24 protein-coding genes are annotated in these 23,219 nt (G+C 74.4%); 15 read left to right on the plus strand and 9 right to left on the minus strand.

Going from position 1 to position 23,219, the window contains the following annotated elements:
• The first annotated feature begins 68 nt into the window (after positions 1–68).
• The 3 genes from ACYVKX_RS02520 (at position 69) to ACYVKX_RS02530 (ending at position 3,678) form a co-directional block, all read left to right on the plus strand.
• Positions 69–2,213, plus strand: coding sequence for a DEAD/DEAH box helicase (locus ACYVKX_RS02520; protein WP_460828965.1), 2,145 nt, complete (start codon positions 69–71; stop codon positions 2,211–2,213).
• A gap of 186 nt (positions 2,214–2,399) precedes the next feature.
• The gene (locus tag ACYVKX_RS02525) at positions 2,400–2,924 is read left to right on the plus strand and encodes a sigma-70 family RNA polymerase sigma factor (RefSeq protein WP_460828966.1); all 525 of its coding nucleotides are present in this window, start codon (positions 2,400–2,402) and stop codon (positions 2,922–2,924) included.
• Positions 2,925–2,994: 70 nt separating this feature from the next.
• A complete protein-coding gene (locus ACYVKX_RS02530; RefSeq protein ID WP_460828967.1) occupies positions 2,995–3,678 on the plus strand; it encodes an anti-sigma factor family protein in 684 nt (227 codons plus the stop codon).
• Here ACYVKX_RS02530 and ACYVKX_RS02535 read toward each other — a convergent pair.
• Positions 3,668–5,689, minus strand: coding sequence for a CDP-alcohol phosphatidyltransferase family protein (locus tag ACYVKX_RS02535; RefSeq protein WP_460828968.1), 2,022 nt, complete (start codon positions 5,687–5,689; stop codon positions 3,668–3,670). The two genes, ACYVKX_RS02530 and ACYVKX_RS02535, sit on opposite strands and share 11 nt — an antisense overlap.
• Positions 5,690–5,709: 20 nt before the next feature.
• Here ACYVKX_RS02535 and ACYVKX_RS02540 point away from each other — a divergent pair, with 20 nt between their 5' ends.
• The 7 genes from ACYVKX_RS02540 (at position 5,710) to ACYVKX_RS02570 (ending at position 12,857) form a co-directional block, all read left to right on the plus strand.
• Complete coding sequence (locus ACYVKX_RS02540; RefSeq protein ID WP_460828969.1) at positions 5,710–6,732, plus strand: zinc-dependent alcohol dehydrogenase; 1,023 nt, start codon at positions 5,710–5,712, stop codon at positions 6,730–6,732.
• Complete coding sequence (locus ACYVKX_RS02545; protein WP_460828970.1) at positions 6,720–7,100, plus strand: 6-pyruvoyl trahydropterin synthase family protein; 381 nt, start codon at positions 6,720–6,722, stop codon at positions 7,098–7,100. The genes ACYVKX_RS02540 and ACYVKX_RS02545 overlap by 13 nt, the downstream gene beginning before the upstream one ends.
• On the plus strand, positions 7,097–7,999 hold the full coding sequence (locus tag ACYVKX_RS02550) for a glycosyltransferase family 4 protein (RefSeq protein WP_460828971.1): 903 nt from the start codon (positions 7,097–7,099) through the stop codon (positions 7,997–7,999). Before ACYVKX_RS02545 ends, ACYVKX_RS02550 begins: the two co-directional genes overlap by 4 nt.
• On the plus strand, positions 7,996–8,748 hold the full coding sequence (locus ACYVKX_RS02555) for a lysylphosphatidylglycerol synthase domain-containing protein (protein WP_460828973.1): 753 nt from the start codon (positions 7,996–7,998) through the stop codon (positions 8,746–8,748). Before ACYVKX_RS02550 ends, ACYVKX_RS02555 begins: the two co-directional genes overlap by 4 nt.
• Positions 8,741–9,448, plus strand: coding sequence for a RibD family protein (locus ACYVKX_RS02560; protein ID WP_460828975.1), 708 nt, complete (start codon positions 8,741–8,743; stop codon positions 9,446–9,448). Before ACYVKX_RS02555 ends, ACYVKX_RS02560 begins: the two co-directional genes overlap by 8 nt.
• Positions 9,449–9,780: 332 nt before the next feature.
• Positions 9,781–11,550 carry an alpha/beta fold hydrolase gene (locus tag ACYVKX_RS02565; protein ID WP_460828976.1) on the plus strand — a complete coding sequence of 590 codons (1,770 nt, stop codon included), beginning with the start codon at positions 9,781–9,783 and terminating at the stop codon, positions 11,548–11,550.
• Positions 11,547–12,857, plus strand: coding sequence for an LLM class flavin-dependent oxidoreductase (locus ACYVKX_RS02570; RefSeq protein ID WP_460828977.1), 1,311 nt, complete (start codon positions 11,547–11,549; stop codon positions 12,855–12,857). Before ACYVKX_RS02565 ends, ACYVKX_RS02570 begins: the two co-directional genes overlap by 4 nt.
• Before the next feature lie 7 nt (positions 12,858–12,864).
• Here ACYVKX_RS02570 and ACYVKX_RS02575 read toward each other — a convergent pair whose 3' ends face one another.
• The 3 genes from ACYVKX_RS02575 to ACYVKX_RS02585 form a co-directional block, all read right to left on the minus strand.
• Complete coding sequence (locus ACYVKX_RS02575) at positions 12,865–13,638, minus strand: ceramidase domain-containing protein (protein ID WP_460828978.1); 774 nt, start codon at positions 13,636–13,638, stop codon at positions 12,865–12,867.
• Positions 13,639–13,667: 29 nt separating this feature from the next.
• Positions 13,668–15,179, minus strand: coding sequence for an MXAN_6640 family putative metalloprotease (locus ACYVKX_RS02580; protein WP_460828979.1), 1,512 nt, complete (start codon positions 15,177–15,179; stop codon positions 13,668–13,670).
• Between the two features lie 71 nt (positions 15,180–15,250).
• Positions 15,251–15,649 (minus strand): adenylyltransferase/cytidyltransferase family protein, encoded by a 399-nt coding sequence (locus tag ACYVKX_RS02585; protein ID WP_460828980.1) that lies wholly within the window; start codon positions 15,647–15,649, stop codon positions 15,251–15,253.
• A 62-nt stretch (positions 15,650–15,711) separates the two neighbouring features.
• On the opposite strand from ACYVKX_RS02585, the gene ACYVKX_RS02590 reads away from it, so the two are divergent.
• Complete coding sequence (locus ACYVKX_RS02590) at positions 15,712–16,983, plus strand: DUF445 domain-containing protein (protein ID WP_460828982.1); 1,272 nt, start codon at positions 15,712–15,714, stop codon at positions 16,981–16,983.
• 36 nt (positions 16,984–17,019) lie between these two features.
• Here the strand turns inward: ACYVKX_RS02590 and ACYVKX_RS02595 are convergent, their stop codons facing one another.
• Positions 17,020–17,580 carry a helix-turn-helix domain-containing protein gene (locus ACYVKX_RS02595; RefSeq protein WP_460828983.1) on the minus strand — a complete coding sequence of 187 codons (561 nt, stop codon included), beginning with the start codon at positions 17,578–17,580 and terminating at the stop codon, positions 17,020–17,022.
• 68 nt (positions 17,581–17,648) lie between these two features.
• On the opposite strand from ACYVKX_RS02595, the gene ACYVKX_RS02600 reads away from it, so the two are divergent.
• Positions 17,649–18,635, plus strand: a complete 987-nt coding sequence (locus ACYVKX_RS02600; RefSeq protein ID WP_460828984.1) for an NAD(P)/FAD-dependent oxidoreductase — start codon at positions 17,649–17,651, stop codon at positions 18,633–18,635.
• A gap of 65 nt (positions 18,636–18,700) precedes the next feature.
• A complete protein-coding gene (locus tag ACYVKX_RS02605) occupies positions 18,701–18,946 on the plus strand; it encodes an RNA-binding S4 domain-containing protein (RefSeq protein WP_460828985.1) in 246 nt (81 codons plus the stop codon).
• Between the two features lie 7 nt (positions 18,947–18,953).
• Here ACYVKX_RS02605 and ACYVKX_RS02610 read toward each other — a convergent pair whose 3' ends face one another.
• Positions 18,954–19,322 carry an FKBP-type peptidyl-prolyl cis-trans isomerase gene (locus ACYVKX_RS02610; protein ID WP_460828986.1) on the minus strand — a complete coding sequence of 123 codons (369 nt, stop codon included), beginning with the start codon at positions 19,320–19,322 and terminating at the stop codon, positions 18,954–18,956.
• 39 nt (positions 19,323–19,361) lie between these two features.
• Here ACYVKX_RS02610 and ACYVKX_RS02615 point away from each other — a divergent pair, with 39 nt between their 5' ends.
• Entirely contained in the window at positions 19,362–20,402 is a 1,041-nt protein-coding gene (locus tag ACYVKX_RS02615; RefSeq protein WP_460828987.1) for a PP2C family protein-serine/threonine phosphatase, read from the plus strand.
• Here the strand turns inward: ACYVKX_RS02615 and ACYVKX_RS02620 are convergent.
• Together ACYVKX_RS02620 and hisN are read right to left on the minus strand one after the other, a co-directional pair.
• A complete protein-coding gene (locus ACYVKX_RS02620) occupies positions 20,399–20,830 on the minus strand; it encodes a CBS domain-containing protein (RefSeq protein WP_460828988.1) in 432 nt (143 codons plus the stop codon). The two genes, ACYVKX_RS02615 and ACYVKX_RS02620, sit on opposite strands and share 4 nt — an antisense overlap.
• Positions 20,831–20,846: 16 nt before the next feature.
• Positions 20,847–21,716 carry a histidinol-phosphatase gene (hisN, locus tag ACYVKX_RS02625; RefSeq protein WP_460828989.1) on the minus strand — a complete coding sequence of 290 codons (870 nt, stop codon included), beginning with the start codon at positions 21,714–21,716 and terminating at the stop codon, positions 20,847–20,849.
• 51 nt (positions 21,717–21,767) lie between these two features.
• On the opposite strand from hisN, the gene ACYVKX_RS02630 reads away from it, so the two are divergent.
• On the plus strand, positions 21,768–22,199 hold the full coding sequence (locus tag ACYVKX_RS02630) for a DUF2231 domain-containing protein (protein WP_460828990.1): 432 nt from the start codon (positions 21,768–21,770) through the stop codon (positions 22,197–22,199).
• A 15-nt stretch (positions 22,200–22,214) separates the two neighbouring features.
• On the opposite strand, the gene rsgA is transcribed toward ACYVKX_RS02630, so the two are convergent.
• Positions 22,215–23,219, minus strand: coding sequence for a ribosome small subunit-dependent GTPase A (gene rsgA, locus ACYVKX_RS02635; protein WP_460828991.1), 1,005 nt, complete (start codon positions 23,217–23,219; stop codon positions 22,215–22,217).

Here is a 23,219-nt window from a genome sequence, read left to right on the forward strand (position 1 = left end):
GCCCGGGCTGCCCCGCGAGACCCAGGTCAGCATCAGTTCCGTACCCGGGCACTTCTGAGGAGGGGTCCTTGGCTCGACAGGGCCAGCGCCAGTCGGCGAACCGTCGTACGCCCGCGCGCAACCAGCGCCGTGGTCGTGTCCTCGACAACGAGGGCATCATCCCGGTGCTCGCCCGCGCGGTGCGCGAGGTCGAGACCGCGGTGCAGCGGCGTCAGGTGAACGACGGCACGCGCACCAAGTTCCAGGTCGTCGCGCTGCTGGTCCGCGAGGAGCGGGCCACGCTCAAGGCGGACGCCGAGGCGACCGAGGCGCACCGCGCCGACCAGCTCAAGCGGCTCGACGGCATCGCCACGATCCTCGCCAAAACCGCCGCGCAGCATCCCGCGCTGCTCGCGCTGCTGGCCGAGGACGCCGAGGTCTCCGGCGACGCCCGCGACCTGCGCCGGCGGATGCTCGCCCAGGCCGGCACCGAGGTGCCCGAGGAGGAGGTCGCCGAGCCCGAGGCCATCGACCCGACCGCCGTGATCGCGACCCGTCGCAGGGTGCCGCCGTCGGTGATGGCCCGCCAGCTCGCCAACCCGTTCCTCGTCCCCGACTTCGAGGCCGTCCAGCAGGGCAGCGGCCGGGCCCGCCGGCTCGCCGGCTGGGAGCTGCTCGGCCCGCTGTTCCGCTCCTTCGAGTACGCCGGCAACGGCGTCTCCTGCATGCCGCTCCCCGAGCCGGAGAGGGTCCGTCTCCCCGCGGGCCGCGAGCTGATGCGCCACCAGGCCCAGCTGGTCGCGGCGGCCGCGGACGGCCACCGCACGTTCCTGCTCGCCGACGAGCCCGGCCTCGGCAAGACCGCGCAGGCGCTGCTCGCCGCGCAGGCCGCCGACGCGTACCCGCTGCTGGTCGTCGTACCCAACGTCGTGAAGATGAACTGGGCCCGCGAGGTCGGGCTCTGGACGCCGGAGAAGACGGTCACCGTGATCCACGGCGACGGCGAGGACGTCGACGGCTTCGCCGACATCATCGTGGTGAACTACGAGATCCTCGACCGCCACGTCGGCTGGCTCGGCAACCACGGCATGCGCGGCATGGTCGTGGACGAGGCCCACTTCATCAAGAACAAGTCCTCCCAGCGCTCGCAGAACGTGCTGCACCTCTCCGACCGGCTCCGCTCGCGGTTCGGCCGGCCGCTGCTGATGGCGCTGACCGGCACGCCGCTGATCAACGACATCGAGGACTTCCAGGCGATCTGGGAGTTCCTCGGCTGGATCGACGAGAAGCGGCCGCTCGGCGCGCTCATGGACGCCCTCGAGGAGACCGGGCTGACCCCGGCCGACCCGGGCTTCTACCCCAACGCCCGCAGGGCGGTCGTGGACCGCGGCATCGTGCGCCGCCGCAAGATCGACGTCGCCGCCGACATCCCGGCCCGCCGGGTCGCGGACCTGCCGGTCGAGCTCGACGACGAGGCCGGCCGCTCGATCCGCGAGGCCGAGCGCGAGCTCGCGCGCCGGCTGGTGGAGCGCTACGAGATGGCGCTGGCGACCCGCAAGGAGGGCCGCACCGTCGAGGGCATCGACCACGAACTGGTGCGCCGCGTCGCGACGTGGGAGCGCGAGGACATGGACACCTCGACCGGCGAGAACGTCTTCAGCATGATGCGCCGGATCGGCCGGGCGAAGGCCGGCCTCGCGGCCGACTACGCCGCCCAGCTGGCCCGCTCGGTCGGCAAGGTCGTCTTCTTCGCCAAGCACATCGAGGTGATGGACGCCGCCGAGGAGCTGTTCGCGGCCCGCGGCCTGCGCCACTCCTCGATCCGCGGCGACCAGACCACCGCCGTACGCCAGCGCAACATCGACGCGTTCACCGACGACCCCGAGGTCGCCGTCATCGTCTGCTCGCTCACCGCGGCCGGCGTCGGCGTCAACCTCCAGGTCGCCTCGAACGTCGTCCTCGCCGAGCTGTCGTGGACCGACGCCGAGCAGACCCAGGCGATCGACCGCGTCCACCGGATCGGCCAGGAGGAGCCGGTGACCGCGTGGCGGATCATCGCCTCGCAGACCATCGACACCCGGGTCGCCGAGCTGATCGACAGCAAGGCCGGCCTGGCCGCGGTCGCGCTGGACGGCTCGGACGAGGAGATCGGCTCCTCGGTCGACGTCCAGCTCGAGGCCCTGGTCGCGCTGCTGACCCGGGCGCTGGAGGAGAAGGTCGCTGCGGGGAAGTGAGCGGTCGTCGTCGCTCGCGGCGCTGGTTCACCATGGTCTGTAGGTGAACCAGCGCTTCCCATGGTGGGCTCACCATGGGAAGCGCTGGTTCCACTGCGTCCCATGGTGAACCCGTGAAGAGCACCGCCACCCGGCACACTGGTTGAACCCCGGGGCACCCTCGCCCGTGAGTGGGGTGGAGGTGTGATGGCCCAGTTTCCGACCCGGAGCCCGGTCGCGTCGATGACCCAGCTGCACGACGAGCACGCCACCGCGCTGTGGGGGTACTGCCTGAGCCTGACCGGGCACGACCACGCCCGGGCGGAGGACGTCGCGCAGGAGACGCTGCTGCGCGCCTGGCGGAGCCTGCCGAGGCTGAATGACTCCGCCGGGTCGGTGCGCGCGTGGCTGTTCAAGGTCGCGCGCAACATCGTCATCGACGACTGGCGGACCAAGCGCTCCCAGCGGGAGTACGCCGTCGCCGAGGTGCCCGAGATGCCGGCCGAGGTGGACCGGACCGACCAGCTCCTCGTCTCCTGGGTGGTCGCGGACGCGCTCACGCACCTCTCGCCCGAGCACCGCGCGGTGCTCGTCGAGTGCTACTACAAGGGCCAGTCGGTCGCCGAGGCGGCCCGGCGGCTCGGCGTACCGGAGGGAACCGTGAAGTCCCGCACGCACTACGCGCTGCGCGCCCTGCGGCTCGCGCTCGAGGAGTCGGGGGTCGTGGCATGATCTCCCCACGGAATCCCGGACTTCCCCCGCTGCGCTCCTCCAGCCCGCGATTCCGAGGGGGCCCCAAGAGATGACCTGCGAGCTCGCCCAGCACGACGGCGCCTACGTCCTCGGCGCGCTGGCGCCCGAGGAGCGGCTGGCCTTCGAGCGCCACCTGCCCGGCTGCCCGTCCTGCTCGGCCGCGGTCCGCGACCTCGCGGGCCTGCCCGGCCTGCTCGCCCAGGTCGCGCCCGAGGTGGCGACGTCGCCGCCGGAGCCCGAGCCGGTGCCGGACACGCTGCTGCCCGCCCTGGTCGCGGAGGTACGCCGGGAGCAGCAGCGCCGTCGCCGCTGGGCGGCCGGCCTCGTGGCCGCCGCGGCGGTCGTCGTGATCGGGATCGCGGCCGCGCTCGCGGTCACCGGCTCGGTCGACGACGAGCCCCCGCCCGAGCCGGCGGTCGCGGGCCAGCCGATGGTGCAGCTCGGCCAGCACGTCATGGCGGCGTCGATCGCGCTCACGCCGGTCGCCTGGGGCACCCGGCTGGACCTGACGTGCAGCTACGACGCGCCGACCGGCGGCCGCCCGTGGGAGCCGCCGACGTACGCGCTCGTCGTGCGCACCGCCGACGGCCGCACCGAGCGGGTCGCGACGTGGAAGGGCCTGCCGGGCAGGACCATGCGCGTGACCGGCGCGACCGCGCTGACCACCGACGAGATCGTCTCGGTCGAGGTGCGCGACGCGGCCGGCACACCGCTGCTCGAGCTCACCGGCTGAACGCTTCCAGGAGCCGGTCGCGGACGGCGTCCATCCGCCACACCGGCGCGTCCGGAGCCGGGCGCAGGCCGGGCCGCCAGCCCCAGCCCGCGACCCGGCGGAGCACCCGCGGGTCGCGGGCGATCACGGAGACGGGCACGTCGTGATCCGCGTCGGGTCCCGTGACGTAGGAGTGCGGCTGGTGGTCACCGAGCACCAGCAGCACCAGGTCCGGGTCGGGGTAGCGGTCCAGCCAGGACACCAGCGTGCTCAGGGAGTAGGCGATCCCGCGGTCGTAGCGGTCGACGACGTCGTCGAGCGTCTCGTCGGGCTCGACCAGGCCGGAGCCGTCGCCGACCTTCGACCAGGGGACGAGCGGGGGTGGCGGCGTCCACGGGTGGTGGCTGGAGATCAGGTCGATCTGGGCGAACACCGGGGCGCGGTCGCGCGGCGCGAGCTCGCGCCGCCGGAACTCCGCCAGCGTGTACTGGTCGGGCACCGGCGCGTAGCCGAACTCCGGTCCGGCGTACCCGACGTCGCGAGAGTCGTAGAGCCGGTCGGCGCCGTAGAACGCCGGCCCCTCGGGCCAGTCGCGGGTGTTCGCGGGCACGTCCAGGACGGTGCGCCAGCCGGCCGCCCCGAACGCCGAGGTCAGGGTCAGCCGATCGGCGTCCATGAGCTGGTCGTAGCGGCCCTGGCTGTCGACCCACAGTCCGGACTGGAGCGTCGCATGCGCGAGCCAGCTGGCCGCGCCGAACGTCGGCGAGGTCAGGAGCGCGCTGCGCGTCCGCCACCCCGCGGCGTCGAGCCGCCGGGTGCCGTCGGCCAGTGCGTCCCGCACGGCGGGCCGGCCCAGGGCCGTCCGGCCGTAGGACTCGACGAAGACCACGAGCACGTCCTTGCCGCGCAGCCCCGCCAGCGGGAGGGGTACGCCGGCGTACGGGTCGTCCGCGATCTCGGCCGCGAACGCGCGCCGGTCGGCGAGCTCGGCGCGGATCTGCCGCACCTCGGCGTAGGCCAGCCCCGCGGCCCCGGTCGAGCCGATCGGCGCCAGCGGGGCGAGCAGGCACACCGCGAGCAGCGCCACCGCCGGTCGCCGGTGCCGGGCGAGCGCACCCGCCGCGCGGACCGCGGCCAGCGGCAGCGCGACCAGCAGCACGAGCACCAGCGTGACCGCGGCGACCGCGGTGGCGGCCGCCCCGGTGTCGCCGATCGAGTCGCCGAGGACACCGACCCCCGCGCCGAGGTAGGACCAGTCGGCGAGCGGGTCGAAGGGCCGGTCCAGGATCGCCTCGAAGCCGGCGTCCGTCGCGCGGACCACGGCCAGCAGCGCGAGCAGCACGCCGAGCGCGGCCGCCGCGACCCGGCGGCCGCGGGGGAGCAGCGCGGCGGCGGCGAGCAGCGCGGCGCCGGCCGGCACCTGCATCAGGTCGCCCGGCGAGGCCGGGAGCAGGAGCCCTACCCACACGATGCCGGCCGCGACCAGGGTGGCGCCGCCGGTGGGGTAGGGCACCTCGGCGCCGTGGCGAGAGCGCCACAGCCACCACACGTCGCGGCCGAACGACTCGGCCAGCAGCGCCAGCGCCACGAGCAGGGCGGCCGTGGCCACCGGCTCGGGCGCCAGCCCGGACACTGCTGTCGCGAGCACGACTCCCTGGACGGCGGCGACCACCTTGCGCCAGTACCGCGGCGGTACCGGCCGCCGTAGCCAGGGGAGCGCCCGCTCCGCGAGCCAGAGGAGGTAGCGGGCGAGCCCGATGAGCAGCACCCAGGCGCCGTACCCCGGCACGGCGTAGGCGCTCAGCACCAGGATCAGGAACGCGTCGGCCTCCATGTCGAACCGCGCCCCGGACGCCGAGGCGGTGCCGGTGCGCCGGGCGACCTGCCCGTCCACCCAGTCCAGGGCGAGCGCCACGACGACGAGCGCGAGGCCCGCGCCGTCCGGGCCGGCGACCGCCACGACCACGGCGAGCAGCGCTCGCGCCAGCGTGACCGCGTCGGCCGGCCGGCGACCGAGGTGAACCTGGGGCACGGCGCCTCCGTGTGTGGGGTGTGACCAGTCGTACGGAGTCCCGGCCCGCGGGGTTCAGGGGAGGGTTCACGGAGGCGTTCTGGGTCCGCGCGCCGGGCCAGGGCGAGATCCGCCCGGAGCCGCTGCCGGAGCCGGGGCCCGGCGAGGTGCTGGTCCGCGCCCTGCACTCCGGGGTCAGCCGCGGCACCGAGACGCTGGTCTTCCGCGGCGGCGTCCCCGCGAGCGAGCGGCAGCGGATGCGGGCGCCGTTCCAGGACGGCGAGCTGCCGGGGCCGGTCAAGTACGGCTACCTCAGCGTCGGCCGGGTCGAGCGCGGCCCGGCGGCGCTGGTGGGGCGCACGGTGTTCTGCCTGCACCCGCACCAGACGGCGTACGTCGTCCCGGCGGACTCCGTCCTCGAGGTGCCCTCCGGCGTGCCCGCGCGGCGGGCGGTGCTCGCCGGCACCGTCGAGACCGCGCTCAACGCGCTGTGGGACCTCGGCCCGCTGGTCGGCGACCGGGTCGCCGTCGTCGGCGCCGGCATGGTCGGGTGCAGCGTCGCCCGGCTGCTCGCGCGGATCCCCGAGGTCGAGGCGACGCTGGTCGACGTCGACCCGTCGCGGGCGGCGGTGGCCGCCCGGCTCGGCGCCGGGTTCGCGACCCCGGCGGAGGCGCCGGGGGACAGGGACGCCGTCGTGCACGCCAGCGCGACGGCGTCCGGGCTCCAGCTCGCGCTCGACCTGCTCGCGCCGGAGGGCACCGTGCTCGACCTGAGCTGGTACGGCGACCGGCGCGTCTCCCTCGATCTCGGAGCCGCCTTCCACTCCCGCCGGCTGGCGATCCGCGCCAGCCAGGTGGGCGCGGTGGCCGGCCGCGCCCACCGCACGCCCGCGGACCGGCTGGCGACGGCGCTGCGGCTGCTGCGCGACGACGCGTTCGACGTACTGCTGACCGGGGAGTCGCCGTTCGCCGACCTGCCCGAGGTGATGGCCCGGCTCGAGTCCGGCCGGCTGCCGGCCCTGTGCCACACGATCTCCTACGAGGGAGCCCGATGTTCACCGTGACCGTCCGCGACCACATGATGGTGGCGCACAGCCTGCGCGGCGAGGTGTTCGGCCCCGCGCAGCGGCTGCACGGCGCGACCTACGTCGTGGACGCGGCGTTCTCCGGCCCCGAGCTCGGCCCCGACGGCATCCTGCTCGACATCGGCGCCGCCACCGACCTGCTGCGCTCCGTGCTGGGCGAGCTGACCTACCGCAACCTCGACGACGTGCCCGAGCTCGCCGGCGCGAACACCACGACCGAGGTGCTCGCCCGGACCGTCGCCGACCGGCTGGCCGCGCGGGCGGCCGGGCTCGGCCCGGTGGCGCGCCTGGTGGTGACGCTGCACGAGTCGCACGTCGCGTGGGCCAGCTACGAGAGGGCGCTGTGATCCACCCGTCCATCCATCTGGTCCGTCCCGCCCACGTCGACGACCCGGCGCGGCCATCCGGGGGCAACGTCTACGACCGGCGCATCGCGGACGCCCTCGGCGCGGTCGAGCACACGACGACCGCCACGGTGCCGTCCGGCGCGGTGGCGCTGGTCGACGGGCTCCTGTCGTCGCCGCCCCTGCTCGCGGAGGCGCGGCGGCTGCGGGTCGTGGTGCTCGTGCACCTGCCGCGCTGGGAGCCCTGGGAGGGGCCGGTGCTCCGCGCGGTCGCCGGCGTCGTCGCGACCAGCCGGTGGACCCGCGACCGGCTGGTCGCGCGCTACGGCCTCGAGCGGGTCGCCGTCGCCGAGCCCGGCGTCGACCCGGCACCCGTCGCCGCCGGAACGGCCGCCGGGTCTTCGCTGCTCGCGGTCGGCGCGGTCACCGCGCTCAAGGGGTACGACGTGCTGGCGGCCGCCCTGGCGAGGCTCGGGCTCCCGTACCGCTGCCGGGGTGTGGGATCGACCGCCCTCGAGCCGTCCTTCGCCGCCGGACTCACCGGCGTCGAGCTGACCGGCCCGATGACCCGGGCCGATCTCGACGCGACCTACGCCGAGGCCGACCTGCTGGTGCTCGCGTCGCGGGCCGAGACCTACGGCATGGTCGTCACCGAGGCGCTCGCCCACGGCGTGCCCGTCGTCGCCTCCGACGTCGGCGGGGTCCGCGAGGCGCTCGGCTGTGGGGGAGTGCTGGTGCCGCCGGGCGACGCCGTCGCCCTCGCGGTCGCGCTGCGCCGGTGGCTCACCGACCCCGGGCACCGGGCCGGCCTGCGCGCGGCGGCCGTTGCCCGCCGTACCTCTCTGGCGGGGTGGGACCGCACGGCCGCGGTCGTGGCCGACGCGCTGGCGGCGGCCCGATGACGTGGCTGCGGGTCGGCGTCGGCGTGGCGGTGCTCGCGCTGGCCGGGTGGTGGGTCGGGCCGGAGCCGTTCGTCGCGGCCGTGCGCTCGGTCGGGCCGGCCGCGCTGGCGGCCGCGCTCGCGATCACGGCCGTGACGACCCTCGCCTGCGCCTGGCGGTGGCGCGCGCTGGCCCGCGGGCTCGGCGTCGAGGTGCCGCTGCGCGAGGCGGTGGCGGCGTACTACCGCTCGCAGTTCCTCAACGCGACGCTGCCGACCGGCGTCCTCGGCGACGTGCACCGGGGCCTCCGTCACGGCGCCCTGCCGGTGGTCGCCGACCGGGGGACCGGTCAGGCGGTGCAGGCCGCCGCGGCCGGCGGCGTACTGCTCGTCGGCCCCGCGCCCTGGGCGGCGGCCGTGGTCGGGGTGGGCGTCGTGGCGGCGCTGGCGCGGTGGCCGCAGGTCGTCGGCACCTCGCTGGTCGCGGCGGCCGGCCACGTCGCGGTGTTCCTCGTCGCGGCCCGCGCGGCGGGCACCGCGGCGTCGCTGACCGACCTGCTGCCGCTCGCGCTGCTGGTGCTGGTCGCGGCCGCGATCCCGCTCAACGTCGCGGGATGGGGGCCGCGCGAGGGCGTCGCGGCGTGGGCGTTCGCGGCCGCCGGCCTCGGTGCCGCCCAGGGCGCGACGGTCGCCGTGTTGTACGGCGTGCTCGCGCTGGTCGCCGTCCTGCCCGGCGGCGTACTGCTCACGAGAGGGGCCGTCCGTGGCTGACCGTCCCTACACGCTGCTCAGCTGCGGTGTCTCCCTCGACGGCTACCTCGACAGCGCCGGCGACGAGCGGCTGATCCTCTCCAACGCCGCCGACCTCGACCGGGTCGACGGCGTGCGCGCCGGGTGCGACGCGATCCTCGTCGGGGCCACCACGGTGCGCCGCGACAACCCGCGGCTGCTGGTGCGCTGCCCATCACGGCGGCAGGAGCGGGTCGCGCGCGGGCTCGCGCCGTCGCCGCGCAAGGTGACCCTCACCCGCCACGGCGACCTCGACCCTGCTGCCGCCTTCTTCACGACGGGGGAGTCGGAGAAGCTGGTCTACTGCCCGACCTCGCACGTCCCGCTCGCGCGGTCGCGGCTCGGTGCGGTCGCGACCGTCGTCGACGGCGGCCGCCGGGTCTCGATGAGCATGCTCGCCGCGGACCTCGCCGCCCGCGGCGTACGTCGGCTGATGGTCGAGGGCGGCGGCACGATCCACACCCAGTTCCTCGCCGAGGACGCCGCCGACGAGCTCCAGCTCGTCGTGGCGCCGTTCTTCGTCGGCGACGCCAAGGCCCGCCGGTTCGTCGACGACGGCCCGTTCCCCTTCGGCCCCGACCACCCCGCCACCCTCGCCGGCGTCCGCCGGATCGGCGAGGTCGTGCTGCTGCGCTACGCCCTCTCCGACCGCTTCTCCGACGACCACGACGAGCCCGCCTGACCCGCGCCTCGCGCCGCGGGGCAGCCTGGTCGGGCCTCCTCGCGCAACCGAGGTTCTCGCGGACTCGGCGAACCGCACTGCTATGCCGAGAAGCAGCAAGACTTCGGCTCCTTGCCCTTGGTTCGTGAGCCAGGTTGGCCCCCGGTGTAGCTACGGCAGCCGGGGGTTGCTGCTTCTCAGGACAGCTCGATGATCCGAGTCAGATCCTCGATCTCGGCGATGGACAGTCGCCTCCTGCGGTCGGCGGCGTCGGTCCCGGGTGCTGCGCGGCCCCGGGCGTCCGAGCGAGGAACGCCGCCCGCGGGAGTCCCTCAAGGGATAGGTTCCGGGGCATGAGGATGCTGGTCGGCCTGCTCGTCCTCGCGCTCGGGCTGAGCGCCCCGGCGGTCGCGGACGACCGCGACGTGCGGGTCGGCTCGCTCACGCTGCGGGAGTGCGACGTCGCGCCGCGGGCGCTGTGCGGCTCGATCCGGCGCGAGTGGGAGCCGGGTCGCCCGGAGGAGGGCACGGTCCGGGTCGGGTTCGTGCTGGTCCGGGCGAGGGACGCCAGCCGGCCGCCGCTCGGCACGCTGGTGCCGCACGAGGGCGGTCCGGGCTACAGCACCACCGGCTCGGTCGGCTCGTTCCTGCGGATGTACGGCCCCCTGCTCGAGCGCCGTCAGGTGCTCCTCGTCGACCAGCGCGGCACCGGCCGCTCCGAGCCGATCGACTGCCCGGCGCTCCAGAACCTGCGGACCGAGTACGCCGTCGCCGCCGGCCGCTGCGGGCGCAGCCTCGGCGACCGCGCCGACGACTACACCACCGCGCTGTCCGCCGACGACACTGCCGCCGTCGCCGAGGCGCTCGACCTCGGCCCGCTCGACCTCTACGGCGACTCCTACGGCACCTTCTTCCAGCAGGTCTTCGCCGGCCGGCATCCCGACCTGGTCCGCAGCATCGTGCTCGACGGCGCCTACCCGACCTACGGCGAGAGCGGCTGGTACCCCACCCAGGGCCCGGCGATGCGCAACGCCTTCACGATCGTCTGCCGGCGCTCGCCCGCGTGCCGCGACGCCGGCGCCCCCTGGGGCGTGACGATCCGGCGGGTCCTCGACCGCGTGCGCGAGAAGCCCTGGCGGGGCACGGCGTACGACGCCGACGGCCGTCGCGCGCGGGTCGTCGTCGACGGGTCGACCCTGGCGAGCGTGGCCTACGGCGCGACGTACGGGCCCGCGTTCTACCGTGAGATGACCGCCGCGATGCGGTCCGGCCTGCGCGGCGACCGGGCACCGCTGCTGCGGCTGGTCGCCGAGGCGCTCGGTGGCGGCACCGACGCCGGCGACCCGCGCGCCTACAGCGAGGGCCTCGACGCCGCCGTCGCCTGCCACGACTACCCGCAGGTCTACGACATGACCGCGAGCCCGCGCCAGCGTGCGGAGCAGTACGCCGCCGCGCTGGCCCGCCGCACCCGGCGCGCTCCGGGCACCTACGGGCCGTTCACCGTCCGCGAGTACGCCGGCTCCGACTGGCAGATGCTCGACTGGTGCCTGCGCTGGCCGGTGGCGGCCGCGGACAACCCGGCCGGGCCGGTGGTCCCGCCGGGCGGGACCTACCCCGGCGTACCCGTGCTCGTGCTGAGCGGCGAGCTCGACTCGATCACCACGCCGGCCGAGGGCGCGATGATCGTGGGGCAGTTCCCGAACGCTACCCAGGTCGTCGTGCCCAACAGCTTCCACGTCACCGCGCTCGGCGACACCGACGGCTGCGCGAGCGCGCAATTGCGCCGTTTCGTACGCACCCCCGGACGCGCGCCCGGGACCTGTGCCGGCCGGGTGCCGCCGGTCGACGCGATGCCGGTCTTCCCGCGCTCGGTCGGCGAGCTCGGGAGGAGGCGCACCGTCGACGCGACGATCGCGGACGTGGTCGACCGCTGGTGGAACAACTACTCCGGTCGCGGCGTCGGCCTGCGCGGCGGCACGTTCACCTACACCGGCAGCGCCGTCGTGAGGTTCCGGCTGCGCGGCGTACGCCTCGTCGACGACCTCGCCGTGAGCGGCCGCGTGGTCTGGGACCGGTACGCCGGCACGATGCGCACCCAGGTGACCAGCAAGATGGGGGCATGACGGACTACGGGCAGGACCTCCAGTTCGGCACCTTCTTGACCCCCGACGCCGCGCAGGCCGACCGCGTGGTCGAGCTGGCGCTGCTGACCGAGGCGGCCGGGCTGGAGCTGGCGACCTTCCAGGACCACCCGTACCAACGCCGGTTCCTCGACGCCTGGGCGCTGATCGCCACCGTCCTCGCCCGGACGTCGAGCCTGCGGGTGAGCGCCAACGTCGCCAACCTGCCGCTGCGCCCGCCGCACGTCCTCGCCACCACCGTCGCCAGCCTCGACGTGCTCAGCCGCGGCCGGGTCGAGCTCGGCATCGGCGCCGGCGCGTTCTGGGACGGCATCGCGCAGATGGGCGGGCCCAGGCGTACGCCGGGCGAGGCGCTGCGCGCGCTCGACGACGGCATCGCGACCATCCGGAGGACGTGGGAGCGCGGGCCGAGGCCGGTGCACGACGTCGAGGTCTGGATCGGCGCGATCGGCCCGAGGATGCTCGCGCTCACCGGCCGGATCGGCGACGGCTGGCTGCCCAGCCAGTCCTACGTCCCGCCCGAGCAGCTCGCCGAGAAGAACGACCGGATCGACGAGGCCGCGGTCGCCGCCGGCCGCGACCCGGTCGCGGTGCGCCGCCTCTACAACGTGAACGCCTCCGACGACCCGGCCTGGCCCGAGCAGCTGGCCGAGCTGACGCTCGCCCACGGCGTCTCCACGTTCATCGTGGCCGCCGACGACCCCGCGATGGTCCGGCGGTTCGGGACCGAGGTGGCGCCCGCCGTACGCGAGCTGGTGTTGGCCGCCCGCGCCGGCCACCCGGCGCCGGCGTCGCCCGGGGCGGAGCCCGAGGTCGCCGGCATCGGCCGCCACCTGGTCGACGTGCACGACCACCTGCGCGCCGAGCTGGCGCAGGTCTTCGACGTGCTCGGCCAGGTCGAGGCCGGGACCATGGACGCCGGGCGGGCGCGCGGCGTCATCAACGAGATGACGATGCGCCAGAACGACTGGGCGCTCGGCGCCTACTGCCAGTCCTACTGCCGGCTGGTCGCCACGCACCACACCATCGAGACCAGCTCGATGTTCCCGCACCTGCGCCGCCGCGACCCGAGCCTCGGCCCGGTCCTCGACCGGCTCGAGGAGGAGCACCACACGATCCACGGCCTGCTCGAGGACGTCGACCGCGCGCTGGTCGCGGTGGTCTCCGGGCCGGACGCCCTCCCCGGCCTTCGCGTGGCCGTCGAGCGGCTCGCGGAGTCGCTGACCGGGCACCTCTCCTACGAGGAGGAGCAGCTGGTCGCGCCGCTGGACCGGTACGGCTTCTACTGAGCCGGTTCTACTGAGACTCGCTCGCCCAGAGCCGGAACAGCAGGTACGCCGCCACCGCGTCCAGCAGGTGCCACGCCGCGTGGCCCTGGAGCAGCGAGCGCGGGTCGCACCACAGCGTCCTGGTGGCGTTCCAGATGACGAACGCCACCAGGATCGTGCCGAGCGCGCCCGCGCCCCAGCGCAGGTCGGTGCGCGTCGGGTCACCCCGTCGCCACAGCCGCACCTCGACCACGACCGCGGCGAGCAGCAGCGCCGCGAACGCCACGTTGCCGGCCTGCTGCACGACCGGCACGTCGTCGCCGAGCAGCCCCACCAGCTGGCAGGCCGCGACCATCAGGCTGAAGAGCTGCCAGAAGAAGAGCCGGTCCCGGCGGAGCCACCGCATCGCGGCGTACGCCGCCGCGAACGACGCGACCAGGTACATGCTCAGCAGGTCGAGGTGCCCGCCGAGCTCGGACTGGGTCGCGTGCATGGCCGCGCTGGCCGGGCCGAGGAGCACCACGAGGCACGCGTACGGCGTGGCCAGCCCGCCGAGCGTGGTCCGGCCCGCGTGCCAGGCGACGACCAGGCCGGCGACGACGAAGCCCAGGTTGGAGAAGGCGTTCGCCGGCTGCCGCACCCAGCCGGCGCGCGCCGCCTCGCAGAAGTTCGCGCCGCGGCCGACGTCCTCGCCGAGCCAGCCCTGGCCGACCGCCAGCACCAGCAGCCCGATCGACACCGCGGCGACCAGCGCCGCCCAGGCCAGCGGACGCAGCGAGCGATCGGGGGAGCGGGCGGGCACGGACCCAGTGTGTCGGCATCCGCCGCCGGTCAGCGGCGGGACCGCACCGCCGCGACCGTCAGCCGGAACCGGGCGTCGTCGTCGCGCGCCCGGCCCTGGCACGACCACGACGTGCGGCGCCAGCACGAGAACCGGGTCGAGGCGTTGACCAGCACGACCTTCGCCCAGGACACCTTCTGTCCGCTGAAGGGGACGACCTTACGGCCCCCGCCCCTCTTCGACAGCTCGATCGGGGCGCGGGTGAGGCCGCTCTTCCGCTTCACCACGAGGTAGGCCGCCGGCGCGGTCCTCCTGCCGGGTCCGTCGATCGTGATGCGTAGCCGCCAGCGGTTGCCACCGACCCCGGCGCCGGGCCGGACGGTGTAGTTGCGCGAGGCCATGTGGTCGATCCGGGTCTTCGCCGACTGCCGGGGTGCGTCCCTGGTCAGCGTCCAGGACGCGGCCGTCGGCGCGGCCGGCCACTTCCCGCCCTCGGGGTAGCTGCGTCCCGGCACCGTGTTCGCGGCGGCGAACCGGCGGAACACGTCGACGAACCCGCCGCGCCTCCCGCCGAGCGCCCCCTTCACCGCGGCCGTGGAGTACTGGTCGCCCGCACCCGGGTAGGCGCCGGCGCGGCTCCAGATCTGGCGCACGATGCCGACGCCGAAGCGGCTGCTGAGGTACTCGAAGAACGTCCAGTTGCCGTACTGGCTCAGGCCCTGCCGGCTGAACGTGTCGAGCGGCCGGCCCGGGCTGCCGACCTGGCCGTAGGGCAGGTACCGCCGATTGTCGTCGGCGTCGTCGGCGACCCGCTCCTCCATCCAGGTCGCGGTGCTCTCCATCAGCCACGGGTCCTCGGCGTAGTCGTAGCCGAACTGCACCGCGTGGAAGAACTCGTGCGCCGCGGTCACCCGGAGGCTGCGCATCGGCGGGGCGCCGTACTGCGCCTCGGCGAAGTCGTTGTCGAGCACGCAGTAGCCCGAGGCGAGCCACCTGCGCTGGGGCACCCTCCGCTCCGGCGTGCAGTAGCCGTAGACGCCCCGGCCGCCGAGCTCCTTGAGGTAGATGTCGAGCTTGGCGTTGCCGCCCCTGCGCCGGTCGCCGACCGGCTTGCGGTAGCCGAGCCTGCCGACCTCGGTCCGCCAGACCTTGCCCAGCACCTTCAGGTTGGCGTCCACCCAGGCCCGGTCCGGCGGCGCGTCGGCGGTCGAGTCGACCCAGTGCACGCAGACCCGCTTGTCGCACCTCCTGCGCGACGAGACGGTGTAGCCGTCGCCCAGCGGGTCCGCGGCGCCGTCAGTCGGGCGGGCGAGGATCGAGCGCGCCGTACGGCGGTCGGCGGCGTCGAGCGTCGGCATCGCCTTGAACAGCTCGCGCATCGCGGGGGAGACGTCCGCGGTGTCGCCACCGACGCCACGGGCGCGGGCGAGCAGTTCCTGGGCCGTGGAGAGCGTGCGCTCCGGCCCGGTGTCGGGCGCCGAGCCGCTCCCGCTTCCGGGGGTCGACAGCACGAGCGCCACCGCGACGGCGGCGATGACAGGGGCGACGATGGAGCGGCGCATCTTCCTCCTCGAGAACGAAAGAGCCGGCAGGCCCGCCTCAGCCTGCCCGAGCGGGGTGGGGCGAAACTCGGTCAGGGTCCTCCGGAGATCTTCTCGATCAGCGCCGTGGTCGAGATCGCCGGCGTGCGCGGCAGGTAGACGACCTCGCAGACGTCCTCGAGCTCGTCGAACCGGCCGGCCCAGTCGTCGCCCATCACGAGCACGTCGGCGCCGTACTCGAGGATGTAGTCGCGCTTGAGCTCCAGGCTCTCCTCGACGAACACCTCGTCGACCGGCTTGAGCGCCGCCACGATCGCGATCCGCTCGGCCTGGCTGAAGACCGGCTCGCGGCCCTTCTTGCGGAGGTTGAGCGCATCGGCGGAGACGCCGACGACGAGCCGGTCACCGAGGGCGGCGGCCCGCTCGATCACCCGCAGGTGCCCGACGTGGAAGACGTCGAACGTGCCGAAGGTGATCACCGTGCGAGACATGCGGCGCATTCTGACATGTGGCCCGGCCCGCCTTGTGGCGCCGTGCGCAAGGATGGCGGGCGATGAACCACCCGATGAGCACCATCGCGATGATCACACCGAACCCGGCCGCGGACGCCGTACGCCGCCAGGGTCTGCGCCGGATGCGCACGCTGGCCGTCTCCCTGCTGCTCGCCGCCGCCGCCGTCTATCTGCTGACGCTCGGCGAGGACGGGTTCTGGGGCTTCGTCAACGCCGGCGCCGAGGCGTCCATGGTCGGCGCGATCGCGGACTGGTTCGCGGTCACCGCGCTGTTCAAGCACCCGCTCGGGCTGCCGATTCCGCACACCGCGCTGATCCCGAAGCGCAAGGACGAGCTCGGGCGCGGGCTCGAGGAGTTCGTGGGCGAGAACTTCCTCCAGGAGGGGATCATCCGCGAGCGCGTCGCCGCCGCGTCGCCGGCCCTGCGCCTCGGGCGCTGGCTCTCGAAGCCGGAGCACGCGCGCCGGGCCGTCAACGAGGTGTCCGACGTCGCCGTCGCCGCGCTGAACCGGATCCGCGACGAGCACGTCGAGGAGCTCTTCCGCGACGCGCTGGTGCCGCGGTTCCGCGCGGAGCCGATCGCGCCGCTGCTCGGGTCGCTGCTGGAGGAGACCGTCCGCGACGACCTGCACCACGGCCTGGTCGACCTCGGGCTCGAGGAGCTGCACCGCTGGCTGGTCGAGAACCCCGACACCGTCTCCGAGATCCTCGGCGAGCGGGCGCCCTGGTGGGCGCCGACCCGGCTGAACGACGCCGTCATCGGCCGTCTGCACCGCGAGCTGGTCTCCTGGGTCGGCGACATCCGCGACGACCCGCGCCACCACGCCCGCCAGGCGCTCGACTCGATGCTCGCCCAGCTCGCCCAGGACCTCCTGCACGACCCCGCCGCCCAGGAGCGCACGGAGCGGCTCAAGGAGCGGCTCCTCGACCACCCGCAGGTGCTCGCCTCCTCCGTCTCGCTCTGGAACGCGCTGCGCCGCTCCCTCCTCGCCTCGCTCCAGGACCCCGCCGGCGCGGTCCGGGCCCGCCTGCTGGCCGAGCTGTCGTCGTTCTCCCAGCGCCTGCTGACCGACGACGCCTTGCGCGCCCGCCTCGACGGCCTCGCCGCCGACGCCGCCGTCTTCGCCGTGGACCGGTACGGCGCCGAGGTCACCACCGTCATCACCCACACCATCGAGCGCTGGGACGGCAGGGAGGCCGCCCGCCGCATCGAGCTCCACGTCGGCCGCGACCTCCAGTTCATCCGCATCAACGGCACCATCGTCGGCGGCCTCGTCGGCGTGCTGATCCACACGGTGACCGTGCTCGTCTGAGCCGTGCTGCCCGAGCCGGGCTGCCCCGACACCTACTCAGGAGCGGACGTGCATCCGCTCGCCCTGGGGCCCGAAGATCGCGAGCACCTCGGCCGGCGTCGGGCCCGGGTTGCCGACCCAGTGCGGGGTGCGGGTGTCGAACTCGACGACCTCTCCCGGCTCGAGGACCAGATCGCGGGTGCCGACGATGAGCCGCACCCGGCCGCTGAGGACGTAGAACCACTCGTAGCCCTCATGCGTCTGCAGGGTCGGCGCAGGGTCGCGCTCGACCGGCAGCACGAGCTTGAAGGACTGCAGCCCACCCGGCCGGCGGGTGAGCGGGATGTGGGTGCGGCCGTGCCGCACGACGGGCCTCAGGCGCACCCGCGGGTCGCCGGTCTCGGGTGCGTCGACGAGCTCGTCGAGGGCCACCCGATGGGCGCGCGCCAGCGGCAGCAGCAGCTCGAGGGTGGGCTTGCGCCGGCCGGACTCCAGGCGCGAGAGCGTGCTCACCGAGATGCCGGTCTCCTCGGCGAGGTCGGCGAGGGTGGCCTCGCGCTCGAGCCTCAGCTGCCGCAGTCGCGGACCGACGCCGCGGAGCACTCCCTCGTCGTCCACAGGCGCCACTTTGCCATTGCGGCAAGCGGGTTTGTCAATCGCTCAGGGGGCTGCGCACCATCGACGCCATGAGTGAGAACACCGAGAACACGAGGTACGACGTGGTGGTGGTCGGTGGCGGCGTGGCGGGCCTGAGCGGTGCGATGGCCCTGGGCCGGTCGCGGCGGTCGGTGCTGGTCGTCGACGCCGGCGAGCCCCGCAACGCCCCCAGCCAGCACGCCCACAACTACCTGGGCCGCGAGGGGATCTCCCCGCTGGAGCTGCTCGAGATCGGCCGCACCGAGGTGGCGGCGTACGGCGTCGAGGTCCTCGGCGACCGCGTCGTCGGCGTGTCCGGAGAGGCCGGCGCCTTCCTCGTCACCACCGCGGGCGGGCGCCGGCTCGGTGCGCGCCGTGTGCTGGTCGCCGGCGGCATGGTGGACGAGCTGCCCGACGTGCCGGGGCTGGCCGACCGGTGGGGCATCGACGTGCTGCACTGCCCCTACTGCCACGGCTGGGAGGTGCGCGACCAGGCGATCGCGGTCCTCGCCACGACGCCCATGGCCGGCCACCTGGCCCTGCTGTTCCGTCGGCTCTCCGACGACGTGGTGATGGTCGTACACAACGGCGTCGAGCTCCCCGACGAGGAGATGGAGAGGCTCGGTGCCATCGGCGTGCGGATCGAGCACGGCACCCCGCAGGAGGTCCTCACCGAGGGCGACGCCCTCGTCGGGCTGCGGCTGGCCGACGGCTCGGTGCTCGAGCGGCAGGCCATCGTGACCGCGTCCCGGGTGGACGTCCGGGCCGACTACCTCGCCCCGCTCGGCATCGAGCCGCAGCCGTTCGAGATGGGCGGCTTCGCCGTCGGCTCGGTCCTCGAGATCGAGCAGACCGGCGCGACCTCGGTGCCGGGCGTCTTCGCGGCGGGCAACGCCACCGACGTCGCCATGACCCTGATGGCCTCGGCCGCCCACGGTACCCGGGTCGCGGCCTGGATCAACGCCGACCTCGCCGACGAGGAGGCCACCCGTGCGGTCGCGGAGCGGCGGGCCGAGCGCTTCGAGCGCCCGGCCTAGGGTCTCCGGAGCCCTCGGTCGCTGCCCCTTCGACGGGCACCACCCCGCGAGGGGACAATGGAGCCATGTCCGAGCCCTTCGACGTACCGATCGCCGACGAGTCCATCAAGCTCGGCCAGTTCCTGAAGCTGGCGAACCTGGTGGAGACGGGCGCGGAGGCCAAGCCGCTGATCGCGGCGGGGATGGTGCGGGTGAACGACGAGGTGGAGACCCGGCGGGGTCGTCAGCTCATCCAGGGCGACGTGGTGCTGGTGGCGGGGCGGGCCGCCCGGGTGTCCGACGAGGACGTCCCGGACAGCCTGCCCTGGTGAGGAGGGGTCAGCCGACGCCGACCAGGTCCACCACGAAGATCAGCGTCTCGCCCGGCTTGATCACGGCGCCGGCGCCGCGGTCGCCGTACCCGAGGTGCGGCGGGATCACGAGCTGCCGGCGGCCGCCGACCCTCATGCCCTGCACGCCCTGGTCCCAGCCGGAGATGACCTGGCCGACGCCGAGACGGAACTGCAGCGGCTCACCCCGGTTGTACGACGCGTCGAACTCCTCGCCGGTCGAGTGCGCGACGCCGACGTAGTGCACCGAGACGGTCGCGCCGGACGTCGCCTCCGGCCCGTCTCCCGCGCTGATCTCGGTGACGACGAGGTCGGCCGGCGGGTCGAAGTCGGGGAAGTCGATCTCGGGCTTGTCCATAACCCCACCCTAGGACAGGTCTACTGACAGGATGCGCGGGTGACGTCTTCGCGCCCGCTGCTCCAGCGCCTCGACCTCGGCCTGGTCGCCGGCTTCGGCGTGCTCGCCTCCCTGGTGGTCCTCTCGGTGGTCACGCCGGCCCAGCTGATCGCGGTCTTCGCGGGCGGCGCGATCGTCGCCAGCCTGATCACGACGGCCCGGCGCACGGCGTACGTCGCGATCGGGGCCGTCGCCGCCGGCATCCTGGCCGGCCTCTGGGAGAGCACCACCGACGCGGTCGACTTCCTCGTCCGGGTGCTGCTGTGCGGCCTGCTCGGCCTGGTCGGCGTCCAGGGCGCCGCCCTGCGCGAGCGCCGGGAGAGCCGGCTGCGCCGGATGACCGTGATCGCCGAGACCGCCCAGCGGGCGGTGCTCCGTGCCATCCCGACCGCGATCGGCTCGGTCGGACTGTCGGCCCGCTACGTCTCGGCGACCGCCGAGGCGCTGGTCGGCGGCGACCTCTACGAGGTCGCGGCCACGCCGTACGGCGTCCGCGTGATCGTCGGCGACGTGCGCGGCAAGGGGCTGGAGGCCGTGCAGACCGCGGCGGCCGTCCTCGGCGCGTTCCGGGCGGCGGCGTTCACCGAGCCCGACCCGGCGGCGCTGGCCCGCACCATCGACGAGACCATCGCCCGGTTCATGGCCGAGGAGGAGTTCGTGACCGCGATCGTGGGCGAGTTCCACGGCGACCGGGTCACCCTCGCCAACTGCGGCCACCACCCGCCGCTGCTCGTCCACGACGCGCAGGTCTCCGAGGTCGACACCGGCGAACCGACCGTGCCGCTGGGCATGGGCTCCGCGCCCGGCATCACCGAGCACGCCTGGCCGACCGGCGCGCGGATGCTCTTCTTCACCGACGGCCTGGTCGAGGCGCGGGATGCGTCCGGCGAGTTCTTCCCCCTCGACGACTACGCCGCCGAGCTCGGCGACGGCACGCTCGGGGACGCCCTCGACGGGCTGGTCGACCACCTGTTCGAGTACGCCGGTGGCCGGATGAAGGACGACCTCGCGCTCGTCCTCGCCGAGAGCGAGTCGCGCTAGGTCTGGTGGACGTAGCTGTCCAGCTGGTCGCGCTCGAACTCCAGCTGGTCGATGCGGTGCTTGACCACGTCGCCGATGCTGATGATCCCGACCAGCCGACCGTCGCCGACGACCGGCACGTGCCGGACCCGGCGCTCGGTCATGGTCTTCATCAGCTCGTCGAGCTGGGTGTCCTCGTCGCAGGTCTCCACGGCCGTCGTCATGATCGCCCGGACGGTGTTGTTGACGACCGTGCCGTCCCGGTGCAGGTGGCGTACGACGTCGCGCTCGCTCACGATCCCGTCGACGGTCTCGCCGTCGGCGCTGACGATCAGGGCGCCCACGTTGTGCTCGGCGAGCAGCGCGATCAGCTCGCGCACGCCGGCGTCCGGGGCGATCGTCACGACCTCGTGGCTGGGCTTGGCCTGGAGCACGTCTCCGATCCGCATGGTGTGACCGTACCCCTCAGTCGCGCCGGTGGTCACGCAGGTCGGAGACCGAGCCGGGGCCGGTCCGGCGTACGTCGGGGTCGGCGTCGTCGTCGGGCAGCGACCCGAGGAACGACAGCGCGGCCTCGTGCAGGTGGCCGTTGGTCGCCAGCGCGTTGCCGCCGAACGGCCCGTCGGTCCCGTCGAGCGAGGTGAACCGGCCGCCGGCCTCGCGCACGATCACGTCGAGGGCGGCCATGTCGTAGACCTCGAGCTCGGGCTCGGCGGCGATGTCGACGGCGCCCTCGGCGAGCAGCATGTAGGACCAGAAGTCGCCGTAGGCCCGGCTCCGCCAGCAGCGCCGCATCAGCGTGAGGAAGTCGTCGAGACGGTCGCGCTCGTCCCACCCGTGCAGCGACGCGTACGACAGCGAGGCGTCCTCGAGCCGGCGCACGTCGGAGACCTGGCAGCGGCTCGCCTTGAGCAGCGACCGGCCGGTCCACGCGCCGTTGCCGTTCGACGCCCACCAGCGGCGCTGCAGCAGCGGCGCGGAGACGACGCCGAGCACGACCTCGTCCTCGACGACCAGCGAGATCAGCGTGGCCCAGACCGGCACGCCGCGGACGAAGTTCTTGGTGCCGTCGATGGGGTCGATCACCCACCGGCGCTGGCTGTGGCCGGTGGACCCCTGCTCCTCGCCGGTGACGGCGTCGCGGGAGCGGACCCGTGAGAGGGTACGCCGGATGCTCTCCTCGACCGCCTGGTCCGCATCGGTCACGGGGGTGAGGTCGGGCTTGCTCATCACGTGCAGGTCCAGCGAGCGGAACCGGCTCTCGGTGATCGAGTCGGCGTCGTCGGCCAGCACGTGGGCGAGCCGCAGGTCGTCGGTGTAGTCCGTGGTCGACACGCGGCCAGCCTATTCACTGAACGGACCGCCGTGGTGGACCGTGTACCTGTCATGGAGATCAACGGCCTGCCCCTGCACCCGCTCATCGTCCACGCCGCCGTCGTCTTCGGGCCCCTCGCGGGCCTCGCGGCGCTCGCCTACCTGGTGCCGCGCTGGCGCGACTGGGTCCGCTGGCCGATGCTCGTGCTCGCCGTGATCGCGACCGGATCCCTGGTGATCGCGTACTTCTCCGGCGGCAACCTGCTCGACAGCAAGCCCGAGCTCGAGTCGAGCCCGCAGGTGCAGACCCACGAGAGTCTCGGCGGGCAGCTGCTCTGGATCAGCCTCGCGTTCGGCCTGGTCGCGGTCGTCTCCGGCTGGATCGACGCCCGCAGCGGCGCCCTGCGCGTCGTCCTCGACGTGCTCCTCGCGGTCGCCGCGGTCGTCTTGCTGGTGTGGGTGTTCCGCACCGGCGAGGCCGGCGCCCGCGCCGTCTGGGGCTGACACCGACCTTCACCTTCAGTACGGCGGCTCGCTCCGGGCCGCCAGCAGCCGCCGGAACGACTCGACCCGCAGCGGGTCCGCCTCCCCGTTGCGCACGGCCTCGTCGAGGCCGCACTCGGGCTCGTCCGCGCCGTGCGTGCAGCCGCGCGGGCAGTCCTCGGTCATCTCGTCGAGGTCGGGGAACGCCTCGATCAGGCTCTCCGGCTCCACGTGCGCGAGCCCGAACGACCGGATGCCCGGGGTGTCCACGATCCACCCCGCGCTCTGTCCGTCACCGGGGCCGGGCAGCTCCAGCAGGTACGCCGAGGTGGAGGTGTGCCGGCCACGACCCGTCACGGCGTTGACGTGCCCGACGTCGCGGCCGGCGTCCGGCACCAGCGCGTTGACCAGCGTGGACTTGCCGACGCCGCTGGACCCGAGCAGCACGCTGGTCCGCCCGCCGAGCCGCTCGCGCAGTGCGGTCAGGTCGCCGCCGCGCTGCGTCACCACCCACGCGACGCCCAGGGAGCGGTAGGTCGACAGCAGCGACTCCGGGTCGGCGAGGTCGGCCTTGGTCAGGCACAGCAGCGGCCGCATGCCCGCGTCGTAGGCCGCCACCAGCGCCCGGTCGATCAGCCGCGGCTGCGGCTCGGGATCGGCGAGCGCGGTGACGACGACGAGCTGGTCGGCGTTCGCGACGATCACCCGCTCGACCGGGTCGTCGTCGTCCGCCGTACGCCGCAGCACGGTCCGGCGCTCGGTGACCTCGACGATCCGGGCCAGGCTGCCGTCGCGGCCGGAGGTGTCGCCGACGACGCGCACCCGGTCGCCGACGACCACGCCCTTGCGGCCCAGCGGCCGGGCCTTCATCGCCGTCACGGTGCGGCCGTCGAGCAGCAGCGTGAACCGGCCGCGGTCGACGGTGACGACCACGGCGTCCTCGGCCTCGTCGTAGGTGGGGCGCTCCTTGGTGCGGGGGCGGGTACGCCGGCGGGGACGGTCGTAGTGCTCGACGTCCTGGTCGGAGTACCGCCCCGTCAT

The organism is Nocardioides hungaricus, assembly GCF_054782915.1.